18 protein-coding genes are annotated in these 17,209 nt (G+C 53.8%); 7 read left to right on the top strand and 11 right to left on the bottom strand.

Annotated features, from left to right (window positions below):
* Positions 1-101 precede the first annotated feature (101 nt).
* Positions 102-1,136, top strand: a complete 1,035-nt coding sequence (locus HV334_RS23785; protein WP_049042810.1) for a glycosyltransferase — start codon at positions 102-104, stop codon at positions 1,134-1,136.
* On the opposite strand, the gene HV334_RS23780 is transcribed toward HV334_RS23785, so the two are convergent.
* The 3 genes from HV334_RS23780 to gpmM are packed head-to-tail and all read right to left on the bottom strand — an operon-like array spanning position 1,123 to position 4,935.
* The gene (locus tag HV334_RS23780) at positions 1,123-2,094 is read right to left on the bottom strand and encodes a divergent polysaccharide deacetylase family protein (RefSeq protein ID WP_153689905.1); all 972 of its coding nucleotides are present in this window, start codon (positions 2,092-2,094) and stop codon (positions 1,123-1,125) included. The genes HV334_RS23785 and HV334_RS23780 overlap by 14 nt on opposite strands.
* 3 nt (positions 2,095-2,097) lie before the next feature.
* Positions 2,098-3,357 carry a murein hydrolase activator EnvC gene (gene envC / locus HV334_RS23775; protein WP_230330234.1) on the bottom strand — a complete coding sequence of 420 codons (1,260 nt, stop codon included), beginning with the start codon at positions 3,355-3,357 and terminating at the stop codon, positions 2,098-2,100.
* A gap of 33 nt (positions 3,358-3,390) precedes the next feature.
* Positions 3,391-4,935, bottom strand: coding sequence for a 2,3-bisphosphoglycerate-independent phosphoglycerate mutase (gene gpmM / locus HV334_RS23770; protein ID WP_181220977.1), 1,545 nt, complete (start codon positions 4,933-4,935; stop codon positions 3,391-3,393).
* Positions 4,936-5,182: 247 nt separating this feature from the next.
* On the opposite strand from gpmM, the gene HV334_RS23765 reads away from it, so the two are divergent.
* From HV334_RS23765 to cysE, 5 genes are all read left to right on the top strand, one after another.
* Positions 5,183-5,614 (top strand): rhodanese-like domain-containing protein, encoded by a 432-nt coding sequence (locus HV334_RS23765; protein ID WP_005120473.1) that lies wholly within the window; start codon positions 5,183-5,185, stop codon positions 5,612-5,614.
* A 51-nt stretch (positions 5,615-5,665) separates the two neighbouring features.
* Positions 5,666-5,917 carry a glutaredoxin 3 gene (gene grxC / locus HV334_RS23760; RefSeq protein WP_003024152.1) on the top strand — a complete coding sequence of 84 codons (252 nt, stop codon included), beginning with the start codon at positions 5,666-5,668 and terminating at the stop codon, positions 5,915-5,917.
* A 46-nt stretch (positions 5,918-5,963) separates the two neighbouring features.
* Positions 5,964-6,431 (top strand): protein-export chaperone SecB, encoded by a 468-nt coding sequence (gene secB, locus HV334_RS23755; protein ID WP_003024155.1) that lies wholly within the window; start codon positions 5,964-5,966, stop codon positions 6,429-6,431.
* Complete coding sequence (gpsA, locus tag HV334_RS23750) at positions 6,431-7,450, top strand: NAD(P)H-dependent glycerol-3-phosphate dehydrogenase (protein ID WP_016154966.1); 1,020 nt, start codon at positions 6,431-6,433, stop codon at positions 7,448-7,450. Before secB ends, gpsA begins: the two co-directional genes overlap by 1 nt.
* A gap of 77 nt (positions 7,451-7,527) precedes the next feature.
* A complete protein-coding gene (gene cysE / locus HV334_RS23745; protein ID WP_016154965.1) occupies positions 7,528-8,349 on the top strand; it encodes a serine O-acetyltransferase in 822 nt (273 codons plus the stop codon).
* A 181-nt stretch (positions 8,350-8,530) separates the two neighbouring features.
* Here the strand turns inward: cysE and trmL are convergent, their stop codons facing one another.
* The 6 genes from trmL to HV334_RS23715 all read right to left on the bottom strand — a co-directional run bounded on the left by trmL (position 8,531) and on the right by HV334_RS23715 (position 14,826).
* Positions 8,531-9,004 carry a tRNA (uridine(34)/cytosine(34)/5-carboxymethylaminomethyluridine(34)-2'-O)-methyltransferase TrmL gene (gene trmL, locus HV334_RS23740; protein ID WP_049042808.1) on the bottom strand — a complete coding sequence of 158 codons (474 nt, stop codon included), beginning with the start codon at positions 9,002-9,004 and terminating at the stop codon, positions 8,531-8,533.
* A gap of 46 nt (positions 9,005-9,050) precedes the next feature.
* Positions 9,051-10,391 carry an aromatic acid/H+ symport family MFS transporter gene (locus tag HV334_RS23735; RefSeq protein ID WP_181220976.1) on the bottom strand — a complete coding sequence of 447 codons (1,341 nt, stop codon included), beginning with the start codon at positions 10,389-10,391 and terminating at the stop codon, positions 9,051-9,053.
* Positions 10,392-10,586: 195 nt separating this feature from the next.
* Entirely contained in the window at positions 10,587-11,777 is a 1,191-nt protein-coding gene (gene lldD / locus HV334_RS23730; protein WP_103767005.1) for an FMN-dependent L-lactate dehydrogenase LldD, read from the bottom strand.
* Positions 11,774-12,550 (bottom strand): transcriptional regulator LldR, encoded by a 777-nt coding sequence (gene lldR, locus HV334_RS23725; RefSeq protein ID WP_181220975.1) that lies wholly within the window; start codon positions 12,548-12,550, stop codon positions 11,774-11,776. Before lldR ends, lldD begins: the two co-directional genes overlap by 4 nt.
* Entirely contained in the window at positions 12,547-14,202 is a 1,656-nt protein-coding gene (gene lldP / locus HV334_RS23720; protein ID WP_016154960.1) for an L-lactate permease, read from the bottom strand. The genes lldR and lldP overlap by 4 nt, the downstream gene beginning before the upstream one ends.
* A 261-nt stretch (positions 14,203-14,463) precedes the next feature.
* Positions 14,464-14,826 carry a YibL family ribosome-associated protein gene (locus HV334_RS23715; protein WP_016154959.1) on the bottom strand — a complete coding sequence of 121 codons (363 nt, stop codon included), beginning with the start codon at positions 14,824-14,826 and terminating at the stop codon, positions 14,464-14,466.
* A gap of 292 nt (positions 14,827-15,118) precedes the next feature.
* Here HV334_RS23715 and HV334_RS23710 point away from each other — a divergent pair, with 292 nt between their 5' ends.
* Positions 15,119-15,325: a hypothetical protein gene (locus tag HV334_RS23710; RefSeq protein WP_016154958.1), complete on the top strand. Its 207-nt coding sequence runs from the start codon at positions 15,119-15,121 to the stop codon at positions 15,323-15,325.
* A gap of 12 nt (positions 15,326-15,337) precedes the next feature.
* Here HV334_RS23710 and mtlR read toward each other — a convergent pair whose 3' ends face one another.
* Positions 15,338-15,928, bottom strand: a complete 591-nt coding sequence (gene mtlR, locus HV334_RS23705) for a mannitol operon repressor MtlR (protein WP_005120486.1) — start codon at positions 15,926-15,928, stop codon at positions 15,338-15,340.
* Positions 15,925-17,073, bottom strand: coding sequence for a mannitol-1-phosphate 5-dehydrogenase (mtlD, locus tag HV334_RS23700; protein WP_016154957.1), 1,149 nt, complete (start codon positions 17,071-17,073; stop codon positions 15,925-15,927). The genes mtlR and mtlD overlap by 4 nt, the downstream gene beginning before the upstream one ends.
* Positions 17,074-17,209 lie beyond the last annotated feature (136 nt).

Below are 17,209 nucleotides of genomic sequence, written 5' to 3'. Positions count from 1 at the left end.
TTCGCTGCGCCGCTTCTGAAAATTAAACGTTCTAACCTTAATAATTCCTTAATGAAACTGTAGTAAAAGTCATCAGTGTACTGACAAACTTGGGTTATCTGATGAGAAACCGCACAAATATGTTGAGTGTTATTATTCCGTTGTATAACGCGGGTGATAGTTTTCGGGATTGCATGGAATCTTTGATCGCACAGACATGGGCTGCGATAGAGATCATTATTGTGGATGACGGTTCAACGGATAACTCTGTTGATATTGCAAGACATTATGCTGATAACTATTCCCATGTCCGGTTGTTACATCAGGCTAACGCCGGGGCATCTGTCGCGCGTAATCGTGGTCTGGCAGTGGCCAAAGGGGATTATGTTGCATTTGTCGATGCCGATGACCTGGTTTATCCCAATATGTATGAAACCCTGATGACCATGGCGCTTCAGGATGACCTCGATCTGGCACAGTGCAATTCTGATTGGTGCATTTTCGAAACGGGGGACACCTGGCAATCAATACCGACGGACCGTCTGCGGTCTACGGGTGTATTGACCGGCCCCGACTGGTTACGTATGGCATTGGCTTCACGCCGTTGGACGCATGTGGTCTGGATGGGGGTTTATCGCAGAGATGTTATCGAGAAAAACAAGATAGCGTTTATTCCAGGGTTGCATCATCAGGATATTGTATGGACGACGGAGTTTATGTTTAACGCCAAACGTGTGCGATATACCGAGCAATCATTGTATAAATACTTCTTACACGATCAATCAGTTAGCCGTCTTAAAAGACAAGGCTTAAAAAATCTCAATTACCAACGCCACTATATTAAAATTACACGGTTATTGGATAAGTTGAATCGTGAATATGCGGGTCGGATTACTATTTATCCGGAATTTCATCAGCAAATAACCTATGAAGCATTACGCGTTTGCCACGCAGTACGCAAAGAGCCGGATGTCCATATTCGTCAACGCATGATTGCAGAGATTTTTGTCTCTGGTATGTATAAACGCATGATTACTAACGTACGCAGCGCCAAAGTTTTGTACCAGGCGCTGCTATGGTCATTCCGTCTCTGGAAATGGCGCGATAAAACATCCTCGCCTTCTCGTATTGCCCGTAAAACGCTTAATTTACGTTAGCGTTCATAGGGCTGGGTGAGGATGTATTCCCCCAGCCCTGCCATTGCAGGCGCATGTACTGCACCAGCGTGCTTTGGGTGATGCTTTCACCGAGCACGCTGAAGAAGCGGCTGGCGTAAACTGGCTCTAACGGCTGCTTCGGTTTGCATAATCTCACCCCGCGGAAAGGATTACGTGGCGCATCAGGTTTACCATTCTTCGGCGGTGTAAGGTTTGGTCTGGAGGTGTCTACCTGTGGTTCATTGAGCAGGCTGCTTGGGCGAACCAGCGTAATGTCCGCAGGCAGGTTATAAAGCATCTGCTGCAGGACGCGAACCGTCGAAGGGTGAGGATGCCCAATGGCAATTGCTGAACCGTTGCGGCGCGCAAGCTCAACGGCACGATTAAACTGACGGCGAATATCGGCTTCGTTTTGCGTGTCATCCAGGAAGACTTTGCGTTTGATAACCTTCACGCCGGTTCCTGATGCTGCGCGCATTGCCTGACTGTTGCCGATGGTCATACTGTCCAGGAAGTAGAGATCGTAGCGTTCCAGCGCCTGCATCACCTTCTGCATGCCGAACAGGCTGGAGGTCATCGCGCTGCCCATATGGTTGTTCAGCCCGACCGCATTCGGTACTTTGCTTACCGCGTCGCGAATAATCCGCTCAATCTCTTCGCTGCTCATTTCCGGGCGCAAAGTATCTTTCTCTAACGGCTGTTTGCTCAGCGGCGCCATCGGCAGATGGATTAACACTTCATGCCCGCTGTTATGCGCTTTAATCGCCATTTCACGCGCGTGTGGGGCATTAGGCAGAACGGCAACGGAGAGGGTGGAAGGCATCGCCAGAACCTGATTTTCGGTGTGTGGACGATAGCCGAAATCATCAATAACGATGGCAAGTTTGCCAGCAAAAACAGGTGTTGCGAAGGCCAGCACGCTGGCGAGAGAGAATAATAGACGACGAAATTGAGGCAAAACTTATCTTCCCAACCACGGCTGTGGATTGACCGCCTGACCCTGGCGACGAATTTCGAAATAGAGTGCCGGCCTGCCCTGTCCGCCGCTGCTACCCACAAGTGCAATAGGCTGCCCGGCGCGAACCTGCGTACCGACGCTGACCAGCGCGCTCTGGTTATAACCGTACAGGCTCATATCGCCTTTACCGTGCTCAACGACGACCACCAGACCGTAGCCCTGCAACCAGTCCGCCAGAATGACGCGGCCATCGGCAATGGCTTTAACTTCGGTGCCTTCGGATGCGCCAATAACCATCCCCTTCCAACGTAGCTCACCTTGCAACTGTTCGCCATAACGATGTAGCGTTGGGCCACGAACGGGCCAGAATGCCTGGCCGCGTGGGGAACCTAAACCGCCGGTACGGGACATCAGTGATTTTTCGCTTTCGGTTGGCTTGTAGGTTGAGCCTTTCCGTGACGCATCCTTCTGTTTGTCACGTACGGCCTGCGCCTCGCGAGCTTCACGTTCCGCGCGTGCTTTGGCTGCGGCTTCGGCACGAGCAATGCTGTTGCGCAGGCGTGATTCGTTGGCGCGCATTTCGCCCAGTTGCTGCTGACCCTGCTGAATCGATGACTCCAGACCCGAGAGCGTCTTCTTGCGTTCATTACGCGCCTGCTCCAGCTTAGCCTGCTGAGCGCGCTGTTCGTACAGCAACGTCTGCTGTTCGCTCTGCTTATCTTCCAGCTCGGCTTTTTGCGAGTCGACTTCTTCGCGGGTTTGTTTCAACTGCGCGATGGTTTCCTGCCGCGCCTGGTTCAGATAGCCGAAATAGGCCTGCAGGCGTTGCCCGCGCTGGCTCTCTTCCCCGCTCAGAATGAGCTGAATACCGGTGTGTTCGCCCTGGCGAAACGCTGCGTCAAGTTGGGCTGCCAGGCTACGCTCTTGCGCAGCCCGCTGTTTTTCCAGCTTCGCGAGGGCGGCATTCATTTCAGTGATTTGCGCATTCAGCTGCGCCAGCGAGTTTTGCGTTTCGCGTAGTTGCCTGGCGGCAACGGCGATGGCCTGTTCCTGAGCTTTAAGTTGAGCGAGGAGAGTGGAGCGTTGTTGTTGTTGTTGGCGTACCGCGCGTTCTTTTGCCGCGATATCAGCCTGAATAGATTTGAGCTGATCGCGCTCGTCCGCGTGGGCGGAAAAGGCGCACAGCAATACGCCAGCGCTAAGCGCGCTGGCGTAGAACAAGGGCCTGACTGAAAGCTTTTGCAGTTTCACGGCCCAAGTGATGGTATTAATCGCCTTTCCCCTCATGGGGAGGGATTATTCCACGATGAACAGCGGCTTACCAGTCATCTCTTGCGGGATTTCCATACCCATCAGCGTCAGCATCGTCGGGGCGATATCAGAAAGTTTGCCGCCTTCAACTGCTTTGACGTTTTTACCACCGACATAAATCAGCGGAACGGGCAGGTTGGTGTGTGCTGTATGCGCCTGACCGGTGGACGGATCGCGCATTTGCTCTGCGTTACCGTGGTCCGCGGTGATCAGCAGTTGGCCGCCAACGGATTCAACCGCTTTAGTCACCTGCTCAACGCAGTGATCCAGCGCTTCAACCGCTTTAACCGCTGCTTCCATCACCCCGGTGTGACCAACCATGTCGCCGTTCGGGTAGTTACAAATGATGGTGTCGTATTTTCCGCTCTGAATCGCAGCAACCAGCTTCTCGGTCAGCTCAGCAGAGCTCATTTCCGGCTGTAGATCGTAGGTCGCGACTTTCGGCGAATTGATCAGGATGCGATCTTCGCCTTTGAACGGCTCTTCTACGCCGCCGTTAAAGAAGAAGGTCACGTGGGCATATTTTTCCGTTTCGGAAATACGCAGCTGCGTTTTGTCATTCTTCGCCATCCACTCGCCAAGGGTGTTGGCCAGAGACGCTGGTGGGTAAGCAACAGCCGTTTTGATGTCGGCTGCGTATTCGGTCAGCATCACAAAGTTGAGGTTAACGACTTTCTTACGGGCGAAGCCGTCGAAGTCAGCGTTAACAAACGCACGGGTGATTTCACGCGCACGGTCAGCACGGAAGTTCATGAAAATCAGCGTATCGCCGTCTTCCATGGCGGCTTCAGCCTGGCCTTCAGCACGGATCACGGTCGCTTTCACGAATTCGTCGTTTTCGTCGCGGGCATAAGCAGCCTGCAGGCCTTCAACAGCCGTAGCGAACTGGAACTCGCCTTTTGCCAGCGTCATCAGGTCATAAGCCTGTTCAACGCGATCCCAACGGTTGTCGCGGTCCATGGCGTAGTAACGACCGATGATGGACGCTACGCGGCCTTTGCCCAGCGCGGCAAATTTCTCTTCGAATTTCTGCAGCGAATGTTCAGCGCTGCGCGGCGGGGTATCACGGCCATCAAGGAAAGCGTGCAGATAGATTTTCTCAGCACCGCGTTCAGCTGCCATTTCTACCATCGCCATGATGTGATCTTCGTGGCTGTGAACGCCGCCAGCAGAGAGCAGGCCCATGATGTGAATCGCTTTGCCGCTATTTTTTGCCTGGTCGACCGCATCGGTCAGCACTGGGTTAGCGAAGAAAGTCCGTTCTTTAATTTCAACATCCAGACGGGTCAGGTCCTGATACACGATGCGGCCCGCGCCCAGGTTGACATGACCCACTTCGGAGTTGCCCATCTGGCGATCGGGCAGGCCGACTTCCAGGCCAGAGGCATCAATCAGGGTATGCGGACGTTTTGCCCACAGAGCATCCATTACCGGGGTTTTGGCATTAAAGATGGCGTTATCCTGGCTGTCTTCACGATAGCCATAGCCATCCAGAATCACCAGTACCATAGGTTTTTTAGAAACCGACATTGCGACAACCTCACACTCAATAGACAAAAATAATTGCGTAATTTTACTACAGCTGAATCGATAAAATAGCCCCAGAAGATCAAATAATCGACCAGAGCGTGTCGCAGAGGGCGCGGATTTACGTTTTTTTTTCCGTAGCGCCCCGCAAAAATGCAATCCAATGCACGCTCTGGCTGTATTTGCGCCAACGCGCAGGTATACTCCTTTCCTGGTTTTTTAATCACTAAGTCGGGAGTTGTTACCCCCCATGCAAGAAATTATGCAATTTGTTAGTCGCCACCCTGTATTGAGTATCGCCTGGATTGCGTTACTGGCGGCTGTATTATTTACCACGTTTAAGAGCCTGACTTCGAAAGTGAAGGTAATTACGCGCGGAGAAGCCACTCGTCTTATCAACAAAGAAGATGCGGTGATTGTGGATTTACGTCAGCGCGATGACTTCCGCAAAGGCCATATCGCGGGCTCCACTAACCTGCTGCCGAGCGAAATCAAAGCCAACAATTTTGGCGAGCTGGAAAAACACAAAAACAAACCTGTTATTGTGGTTGATGGCTCTGGTATGCAGTGCCAGGATTCAGCAACTGCGCTGATTAAAGCCGGTTTTGAGCAGGTATCTGTACTGAAAGACGGCGTAGCGGGCTGGAGTGGCGAGAATCTGCCACTGGTTCGCGGCAAGTAATTTACCCGTCTTCTTTCATGCCGCAGGGTAAAAGAACACTGGAGATAAGTCATGGCCAATATTGAGATCTATACCAAAGCGACCTGCCCGTTTTGCCATCGCGCAAAGGCGCTGTTGAACAGCAAGGGTGTGAGTTTCCAGGAACTTCCGATTGACGGCGATGCCGTGAAGCGTGAAGAGATGATCAAGCGCAGTGGCCGTACAACGGTTCCGCAGATTTTTATTGATGCACAGCACATTGGTGGTTGTGACGACTTGTATGCGTTGGATGCACGTGGTGGACTGGATCCACTGCTGCGTTAAGGCGTACCGAAGTATTTAAAGGACAACACTAAAGGGTTTTCTCAACATGTCAGAACAAAATAACACTGAAATGGCTTTCCAGATCCAACGTATTTATACCAAGGATGTGTCTTTCGAAGCGCCAAATGCACCACATGTTTTCCAGAAAGATTGGCAGCCAGAGGTTAAACTGGATCTTGATACCGCATCTACCCAACTGGCAGATGATGTGTATGAAGTAGTGCTGCGTGTCACCGTTACGGCTTCTCTGGGTGAAGAAACTGCGTTCCTGTGTGAAGTTCAGCAGGGCGGTATTTTCTCCATCAGTGGTATTGAAGGGACTCAGATGGCGCATTGTCTTGGTGCATACTGCCCGAACATTCTGTTCCCGTATGCCCGCGAATGCATCACCAGCCTGGTTTCCCGCGGTACATTCCCGCAACTGAACCTTGCGCCGGTCAACTTTGATGCGCTGTTCATGAACTATTTACAGCAGCAGGCTGGCGAAGGTACTGAAGAACATCAGGATGCCTGATGAACCAAAGTAATGCTTCAATGACTGTGATTGGTGCCGGCTCGTACGGCACCGCTCTTGCCATCACCCTGGCAAGAAATGGCCATCAGGTTGTCCTGTGGGGCCATGATCCGAAACATATCGCGACCCTCGAGCACGATCGCTGCAACGTCGCGTTCCTCCCTGATGTGCCTTTTCCCGAAACGCTGCGCCTGGAAAGTGATTTAGCCACTGCACTGGCCGCCAGTCGTAATATTCTGGTGGTGGTGCCGAGCCACGTCTTTGGCGAAGTGCTGCGCAACATCAAACCGCTGATGCGTCCTGACGCGCGTCTGGTCTGGGCGACAAAGGGTCTGGAAGCGGAAACGGGACGCCTGCTGCAGGACGTCGCGCGTGAAGCGCTGGGGAATTCTATTCCACTGGCGGTTATCTCCGGTCCGACGTTCGCCAAAGAGCTGGCGGCGGGCATGCCGACGGCGATTTCTCTGGCCTCGACGGACGACACCTTTGCTGACGATCTCCAGCAGTTGCTGCACTGTGGCAAGAGCTTCCGCGTTTACAGCAATCCGGATTTCATTGGCGTGCAGCTTGGCGGCGCGGTGAAAAACGTCATTGCGATTGGCGCGGGTATGTCTGACGGCATCGGTTTCGGCGCGAATGCGCGAACCGCATTGATCACTCGTGGACTGACCGAAATGTCTCGTCTTGGCGCGGCGTTGGGTGCCGATCCTGCCACCTTTATGGGGATGGCGGGTTTAGGCGATCTGGTGCTGACCTGTACCGACAACCAGTCGCGTAACCGTCGTTTTGGCATGATGCTCGGCCAGGGGATGGACGTGCAGGGGGCGCAGGACAAGATTGGTCAGGTGGTTGAAGGCTACCGCAATACGAAAGAAGTTCGTGAATTGGCGCACCGTTTTGGTGTTGAGATGCCAATAACCGAGGAAATTTATCAAGTATTGTATTGCGGAAAAAACGCGCGCGAGGCAGCATTGACGTTATTAGGCCGTGCACGCAGGGACGAGCTGAGTCGCCACTAGCTGTAAGGAACTGTTGAATATAACGACCCGACCCGCGAAGAACGGGTCGGTCGTTTTGCTACCTTCTGGAGTACGCAATGCCGTGTGAAGAACTGGATATCGTCTGGAAAAACATTAAAGCGGAAGCCCGGGCACTGGCGGAATGTGAGCCAATGCTGGCCAGTTTTTATCACGCAACGCTGCTCAAGCATGAAAACCTCGGTAGTGCGCTGAGCTATATGCTGGCGAATAAACTCGCTTCCCCGATCATGCCCGCCATTGCCATTCGCGAAGTCGTGGAAGAGGCCTACGCGGCCGATCCTGAAATGATTGCCTCAGCGGCCTGTGATATTCAGGCGGTACGCACGCGTGATCCGGCTGTCGATAAATATTCCACCCCACTTCTGTATCTGAAGGGCTTTCATGCGCTTCAGGCCTACCGTATCGGTCACTGGCTGTGGCATCAGGGACGTCAGGCGCTGGCGATCTTCCTGCAAAATCAGGTGTCCGTTAGCTTCCAGGTAGACATTCACCCGGCGGCAAAAATTGGCCGTGGGATTATGCTCGATCACGCCACAGGTATTGTGGTCGGTGAAACTGCCGTGATTGAAAACGACGTCTCTATTTTGCAATCCGTCACGCTGGGCGGGACCGGTAAAGCCGGCGGTGACCGCCATCCGAAAATTCGTGAAGGCGTGATGATTGGCGCGGGAGCAAAAATTCTCGGTAACATTGAAGTCGGGCGCGGCGCGAAGATTGGCGCAGGTTCCGTCGTTTTACAGCCGGTACCCCCGCATACCACTGCAGCAGGCGTTCCGGCACGCATCGTCGGTAAGCCTGACAGCGATAAGCCGTCCATGGATATGGATCAGCATTTCAACGGGATACATCATACTTTTGAGTATGGAGATGGTATCTGATTTCGAGCTATCTTACCTGGCAGATTGAACCTGAGCTGTGCTCGTCATCCTTACGGACTGCGTGTACGCTCCGGTGACTGCGCGCAGTCCGTGTTCAATCTGTCTGCGCCGATAACGCTCGAAATGAATTTCATCAAATTAATGTAGGTCGGATCAGGCGCTAGCCGCCATCCAACAATCATCAGCTACGCAGTACCGCGCCCGGATACCCTAGCTGGCGCCAGGCCTCATACACCACCACCGACACCGCATTTGACAGGTTCATGCTGCGACTGTCTGGCATCATCGGAATACGAATTTTTTGTTCGGCCGGCAGCGCGTCAAGGATGCTGGCTGGCAGACCGCGTGTTTCCGGACCAAACATCAGATAATCCCCGTCCTGATAGCATACCGCGCTATGCGCTGGCGTACCTTTGGTGGTCAGAGCAAACAGGCGCTGCGGATGTTCTGCGGCGACGAAGGCGGCGTAATCAGAGTGGCGCAGCACGGCGGTAAATTCATGGTAATCCAGCCCCGCGCGACGCAGGCGCTTGTCGTCCCAGGTAAAGCCCATTGGCTCTATAATATGCAGACGAAAGCCGGTGTTGGCGCAAAGACGGATAATATTGCCGGTATTTGGCGGGATTTCTGGTTCGAATAAAACGATGTTAAGCATACTGCCCCCTTGATAACGGGGGGCAGAATAGCAGAAAGAGCGGGTACTATGCGACGGTCAGCGCGTGCGGTTTATAGCGTTGCAGCTTGTAAATTGTCGCGGCAGCAGCGACCAGGGCCGGAAGGCTGAGGAACATTAAGATACTGTCTGCCTGCCATTGCAGGGAAAGCAACTGGGCGCTCATCATCGTTCCGGCTACGCCGCCGAAGCGGCCCACGCCCTGCATCCAGGCAATGCCCGTCGCACGGCAGTGGGTTGGATAAAACGTGGCGGCCAGCGTCTGCAGCCCGGACTGCGCGCCGTTCATGGTAATCCCCATCAGGAAGATCAGTGCGCCGAACAAGATGATGTGGTTATGTTCAAACCCGAGAGCGAGGGCAAACAGCATCGTCAGAATAAAGCCGAGTGAGACCACTTTATGGGCTTCCCTGCGGTCCATTAACCAACCGGCCAGCAGGATCCCCGCCGTACCGCCAAAGGTAAACAGCGATGTCAGCCAGGCGGATTCGGCCAGCGGATACCCCATTCCCAGCATCAGCGTTGGCATCCAGCTCAGCAGCACGTAATAGATAACCAGCCCCATAAAGTAGGTCATCCAGAGCATCAGCGTACCCGGCAGCCAGGGCATACTAAATAACTGTGCCACGCTGCTTTTTTTGACCGTGATACGGTCTTCATCCAGATAAAACTGGGTAACCTGTTCCAGACTTCCCGACATAAAGCGTTGAGCAATGCGTTTGATCTGTGCAACCCCTTTACCGCGGTGAACCAGATACTTAACCGACTCCGGCAGGAACAGCACCAACAGTACGGTGAGGACCAGTGGGGCGATCGCACCAGCAAGCAGAACACTGTGCCAGCCGTAGTTGGGGATCAGCCAGGAGGAGATCACGCCGCCGCCCGCAGCCCCTAATGGAAAGCCACAGTACATGGTGTTAATCGCCATTGAACGACAGCGTTTCGGGGCGAATTCTGACACCAGGGTGATGGCATTGGGCATTGCCGCGCCAAGCCCAAGCCCGGTGAGAAAGCGCCAAAACGTGAGCATATTCAGCGTCTGGGCATAGGCGGTTCCCAGACTGGCGAGGCCAAAGAACAGACAGGAAAAGACCAGGACGCGCTTACGACCCATACGATCGGAGATCGGTCCGGCCAGCAGGGCACCAAATGAGAGGCCCAATAGCGCGGCGCTTAACACCGGTCCAAGATCTTGTTTCTTGATGCCCCAGTCGGCTGAAAGCGTGGGGGCAATATAGCCCATCGCCGCCGTATCGAAGCCGTCAATGGCTAAAACCAGAAAACCCAGGACAATAATGACCCAGTGGAAGCGCGAAAAAGCACTGTCATCTATCGCCTGCTGGATATTCACTTTTCCGGAATAAGCCATGTCACCCTCGCCCGTTATGATGGTTGTTATATGTATAAAATGCTGTTGTATTAGCTTGTCTATACATTTGGCAGGTGGATAAAAAGTTGTCAAATATATTGGTTGTAAATGTTAACTAGTCGTTATTTTTGGATAAAAAATGGTCGGGCTGAAAACAGACCGACCATTCAGAAAATGGGGTTTACGGGGATGTTGTTACGCTGCGCTACCCTGGACCAAAGGTGCCAGCGCGGCAGGCAGGCTCTTACCCAGTTCCTGTACCAGCGAATCACGGCTGATTTCGCTAATCGACTTCGCACCGGTCAGGGTCATCGCCACCTTCATCTCTTTCTCGATCAGGTTCAGCAGATTCGCCACACCGGCCTGGCCGTGAGTCGCCAGCGCGTACAGATAAGCACGCCCCAGCAGCACGCTATCCGCGCCCAGCGCTATCATGCGTACAACGTCCAGACCATTGCGGATCCCGCTATCAGCCAGAATGGCAATATCGCCTTTCACCGCATCGGCAATGGCGGGCAGCGCACGAGCTGAAGACAGCACGCCATCTAACTGACGGCCACCGTGGTTAGAGACAACGATGCCATCTGCGCCAAAGCGTACGGCGTCGCGGGCATCTTCAGGATCGAGGATCCCTTTGATCACCATCGGACCATCCCAGAATTCGCGGATCCACTCGAGGTCTTTCCAGGAAATCGACGGATCGAAGTTATTCGCCAGCCAGCCGATGTAATCTTCAAGGCCAGTGGGTTTGCCCAGATAAGTCGAAATATTGCCTAAATCATGCGGGCGACCGTTCAGACCCACGTCCCATGCCCACTGTGGATGAGTGACTGCTTGCCAGTAGCGGCGCAGTGCCGCATTTGGACCGCTCATACCGGAATGGGCATCACGGTAGCGTGCGCCAGGCGTTGGCATATCGACGGTAAAGACCAGCGTGGAGCAACCCGCCGCTTTGGCGCGCTCCAGTGCGTTACGCATAAAACCGCGATCGCGCAGAACATACAGCTGGAACCACATCGGACGCTTGATGGTCGGGGCGACTTCTTCAATCGGACATACGGACACTGTGGAAAGCGTAAACGGAATGCCTTTGGCATCAGCGGCGGCGGCGGCCTGAACCTCGCCCCGGCGTGCGTACATGCCGCACAAGCCGACAGGCGCGAGGGCTACCGGCATGGAGAGTGTTTCGTTGAACAGCTTTGTTTCCAGGCTCAGGTCGGACATATTCTTCAGTACGCGCTGGCGCAGCGCCACCTCTGACAGGTCTGCCACGTTACGGCGCAAGGTGTGCTCGGCATACGCCCCGCCGTCAATATAGTGGAACAAGAAGGGGGGCAGGATGCGCTGGGCTGCGGCGCGATAGTCGCTGGCTGCTGAAATAATCATGTGTTGTTCTCCCTGCTATTCTCACTAGGATCACCGGGCAGGCGAGTAATACGCGCCTGACGGGCCTGATCTTCATCAAATCGTTTAATTGTGGTGTGGACAAAACTGAGGTGCGCCATCATGGCCTTACGCGCCCCGTCGGCATCCCCGGCAACAATGGCGTCCAGCACGGCCTGATGCTGCGCCGTCAGTTGAGAAAATACGGGCGGTACCAGGTACATACGTTGGCGGCTCTGTTTTACCGAAGACTGCAGGACGTCGAAGAAACCGCGCATGGTCTGCAACAGCACCACGTTGTGTGAGGCTTCCGCAATGGCGAGATGAAAACGAACGTCAGCCTGCGAGGCGAGATCCGGATCTTCGCTTTGCGTGGCCTCGAAACAGAGCCTGATTTTCTCTTTATCCGCGGCGGTGGCCCGCATGGCTGCGTGCCAGGCGGTACTGGCTTCGATGGCGTGGCGGGCCTCCAGAATATCGAAACTGTAATCAGGATCGTCCGCCAGCAGGGTTTTCAGCGGCTGAACGATGTTTTGTTCAGACCAGGCCTCATGCTGCCAGCGGATAAACGTCCCGCCGCCACGACGGCTAATCAGTACGCCTTCACTGACCAGCTTTGCTAACGCCTCGCGCAGCGAGTTACGCGATACGCCGAGCTGTACGGCCAGTTGGCGCTCAGCGGGCAACTTCATGCCCGCCTCCAGCTGTTGTTCTTCAATCAGCGCCCGCACACGAGATGCGACTTCGTCTGACAGGCGTCTGGGCATCACTATCATGGAATCATCCAGGTTAAGACATAGGCCTGCAGCGTGGTAATCACACCCACCATGCAGGTGAAAATCAGGCTGTGTTTCACGGTAAAGCGGAACAGGTCAGACTCTTTCCCCACTAATCCCACTGCCGCACAGGCGATAGCGATAGATTGCGGCGAGATCATCTTGCCGGTCACGCCGCCGGTGGTATTTGCCGCCACCATCAGAACATCCGAAACGCCGATTTGCTGAGCAGCCGTAGCCTGCAGGGCGGCAAACAGTGCGTTTGATGAGGTGTCGGACCCGGTCAGAAATACCCCCAGCCAGCCGAGGAACGGTGAGAAGAAGGTAAACGCGCTGCCGGTGTGTGCCAGGGCCAACGCCAGGGTTGATGAAAGCCCGGAGTAGTTTGAGATAAACGCGAATGCCAGCACCATTCCGATGGAGTAAATAGGTAATGCCAGATCTTTCAGCGTGCTGCCAAAAGTCTGCAGCGCTGCGGACGGTTTCATCTTCAACCAGACGATAGACAGCAGGGCGGCAAACAAAATCGCGGTACCGGTTGCGGAGAACCAGTCAAATTTATACACCGCCGCGTAGGCTGTGGCTTCGTGTACGACCGGCGGCATACGGGCAACCAGCTTATCGAGGTACGGAACCGGAATATTGACCACCCAGTGGTACATCGCGCCGCCTGGCGCAAACAGCGCTTTAAACGGCGGTACGCTCCACAGCGTGACGGTGGCGGTCAGGAACAGGAACGGAGACCAGGCGCGGACCACCTGTCCAGCGGTATAGTGGGTGCGAGCCAGCGTCTGATCGACCTGTGAAGCGCCCATATCGCCAAAGCGGAAGATGCGTACCGGCTGCCAGCGTTTCAGGAACAGCGTCAGGCAGACCAGCGAAACCAGAGACGAGATAATGTCTGGCAGTTCTGGCCCGATAAAGTTAGAGCTGAGGTACTGCGCGATAGCAAACGAGCCGCCAGCGACCATCACCGCAGGCCAGGTCTCTTTTACGCCGCGCCAGCCATCCATAATCGCCATAATCCAGAACAACACGATAATGGTCAGGAACGGTAACTGACGGCCCACCATCTGACCAATCTCGAAGCTATCCAGCCCGGTAACCTGACCGGCAACCAGAATCGGAATGCCCATTGCGCCAAAAGCGACCGGAGCGGTGTTTACGATCAGACACAAACCTGCCGCGTACAGAGGATTAAAGCCCAGACCAACCAGCAGTGCGGCGGTAATCGCTACCGGAGCGCCAAATCCTGCCGCCCCTTCGAGGAATGCGCCAAAGGAGAAACCGACAATCAGCATTTGCAGACGTTGGTCCGGGGTAATCGAGAGTATTGAGGAGCGGATGATGTCGAACTGCCCGGTTTTCACCGAGATTTTATAGACGAATACCGCGGCGATAATGATCCAGGCAATTGGCCACAAACCATAGAAGAAGCCGTACACCACGGAAGCCAGAGCGTGATCGACCGGCATTTTGTAAAACAGCAGGGCGACCGTCAGAGCGATCACCACCGTCCATGACGCCGCAACATAGCCTTTCAGCTTGAGCTTAATCAGGGCGAAGAAAAAGAACAGGATAGGGAGCGATGCGATCAGACTGGAAAGCCAGATGTTACCGGCCGGGTCGTAGTTCTGTTGCCAGAGATTCATTGCAGGTCTCCTGGGGCCGCCGACATAATGGAATGAGTCTGTGCTCATCTCCTGGTCACATTATGTGTAAAAGTGGCCCTGCCAATATTGTTGTGTAGGGGTAATGACAATGAATGGTTAATCAAATGTTATTTATTGGCAACGGTATTGTACGCACATTTTAATGAAATGTGAGGTGCTGGTAGGATCTGGCTAAAATTGGTAGGGCCAATTGCGAGGGGAAGGGAAGGACCGGGCAAGCGAATGTTGCCCGGTGGGAGATCAGAACTCGCTCTTCGCGAAGCCCGTCATCTCTTTCAGGCCCATTTCACGGCCAAGCTCGGTCATCGGGTGAACGACGATCAGGCCGCGCACGCTCTTCTTCAGCTTGCCCATGTCGGCCTGTTCTTTTTTGGTGATAGCACGACGGAAAGGAAGTTTCGCCAGCTTTTGCGCTTCTTTGCTCAGCTTCTGGCCGTGGACGTCACGCAGACGCGCGATCTCGGTTTCCAGCGTTTCTTTCTCTTGCTCCAGCTCGGCATATTTGTCGGCGGCTTCAACCAGGGACAGGTCTGCCTGCTGGTGGCGGATAGCGTCCAGACGATCGCTCAGGCGTTTAATTTCGTTTTTTTCGACTTCTTTCATAGGATAGCTTCTGATAAAAATAGGATGAATATCCTATAGTATGCGCGCAGAGCGGGATTATTCACAACTAATCGAAGATAAATAATCAAATGTTGCAAGTATTATTCAGCTAATGAAAATACTACTATTTTGATTAATAAGGAATTTTAAGTGATAAGGTCGGCCGTAGTGCTTTTTATTGACGGGTTCATAGTGAAGCACGTTTTCCTCAATATAATCGCCCAACCGATCCTAAACTTAAATGAGCAACCGCGCAGGCTGAGCGCGGTTAATACATGGAGGAGGGAAGATTATGGCGAAAATAGGTGAGAACGTTTCGGCCCTTATTGATAAGACGGTCGATTTTATGGCTTCAAGCCAGGCTTTTCGCGAATATCTGAATAAAACACCACCGCGCAACGTTGTCCCTACTGAAATACCGCAGGAGAATGCGCAGCTGTATCTGCAACGTCTGGCGTATTATCGGCAGCTGTATCGACCGCAGCAGGAAGAGAAGTAAGCCTGCAGGGTCTTATTTTTGAAAGGCTTTTTTTAAGCTGATTTTAGAAATCAGCTCGGTCAGGGAAAGTACCATCGTGGAGCGTACCATCTGCTGGTAGCGCTGAATCTGCATTGCGTGCAAACCTGAGTCTGAGGTATCAAACTGCGGTGGCGGCGGGAGTGCCGTCACGCAGTGGAGTTCGCCAAACGGGCCAAGAATTTCGTCGTCGGTGAACGCGTATTCATTACCGTCATGGTTTAACTCTTCCCGCAGCGCCATCAGAAGCTCCGCATCTTCATATTCTGGCCGGCTGAGTACGCCCAGACCGTAAATTAGCTTCAGACGAACGGAAAGATCGCCCAGTGGACCGTCGCCGTCGAGCAGGGGTTCTACGGCATATTTTACCGCATAGTCGTCTTTGCGAAATACCTGAAGCACAAGGATATTCACCGCTTCGGTGAGCAGTTCTACGGCGGTGATGAGGAAGCTGCGTACGGTTTTGCCAGCATTCAGACGCTCAAGCACACGATTTTCAAAGGCCTGCGTTTGTTCCATTATTGCCTGCATATCTGACAATCTGTCATTTGGGCGCAGGCTGACCTGCGCCACATTCTCTATCATTTGGTTGCGTTATATGCGTTAACCGCCTCCGCCACCACATCACTGTTGGCATCCAGACCGGAAACCTGTGCCAGCGCGGCCTGTGGACCTTTTTCGTCAATCAGCGCGGCCAGTTCCTGGGCCTGCGGATCTTCTTCACTGCGATAATGCATCGCTGCAGCAATACCGGTGACCAGATTCGCGTGCGGCAGGCCATACTCCAGCGTGCCCAGCAGCGGTTTAATCAGACGATCGCCCGCGCTCAGTTTACGCAGCGGCTGACGACCCACGCGCTCAACGTCATCTTTCAGATACGGGTTTTCAAAGCGACCGAGGATTTTCTGAATGTATGCCGCATGTTTTGCTGCATCAAAGCCATAGCGTTTGATCAGTACCGCGCCGCTCTCTTCCATCGCACCTTTTACCACTGCACGGATTTTCTCGTCGAGAATCGCGTCCCGGATGGTCTGATGACCGGTCAATTTTCCGAGGTACGCGGTTATAGCATGCCCGGTGTTCAGCGTGAAGAGTTTACGTTCGACAAATGCCATCAGGTTATCAGTTAATTCCATTCCCGGGATGTCAGGCAGTTCGCCTTTGAACTGTGTTTTGTCGACAATCCACTCACTGAAGGTTTCGACGGTGACTTCCAGCGGATCGTTGGTCGCAGAAGCCGAAGGGGGAACAATGCGGTCCACGGCGGAATCGACGAAGCCAACATGTTCTTCAACCCAGGATTTGTCTTCATCTGCCAGCGCGTTCATAACGTGGCCTTTCAACTGGGTGGTTCCGCGCACCATGTTTTCACAGGCGATAATATTCAGCGGAGTGGCGATGCCCTGCGCCTTGCGTTTAACCAGCCCTTTGGCGATGGCCGGAGCGATACGCTCAAGCACGACCGGACCGACGGCGGTAGTGACTAAATCTACGTGGGCAATCAGGTCGACAACGTCATCGCCGATGCTGCTCACGGCGTTGACGCCGGAAACGGTATCAACCTGCTCGTTTTCACCCACCACATGAACCTGATAGCTATGACGGGCATTCAGGGCATCGAGCACGACCTGGTTTACATCCGCGAACGTCAGTTGTATCCCCGCGTCCGCCAGCAGTTTGCCGATAAAGCCACGACCGATATTACCTGCGCCAAAATGTAATGCTTTCATAGTATTAACCTTCATTAATGTTTTTACCCAAGAGGGCTGGGGTGAGGCGTTTCCCTCAACCTAACCCTCTCCACAAGGGAGAGGATATCGCCTTCATATTTCGAACTGCAGATGCGTTGGCTCTCCTCGCTCACCC

This window comes from Citrobacter sp. RHBSTW-00944, from assembly GCF_013615435.1.
In the GTDB taxonomy this organism is placed as follows: domain Bacteria; phylum Pseudomonadota; class Gammaproteobacteria; order Enterobacterales; family Enterobacteriaceae; genus Citrobacter; species Citrobacter braakii.
Note: the sequence above shows the minus strand (reverse complement) of the source record. Positions and strands in the feature narration are given on the sequence as shown.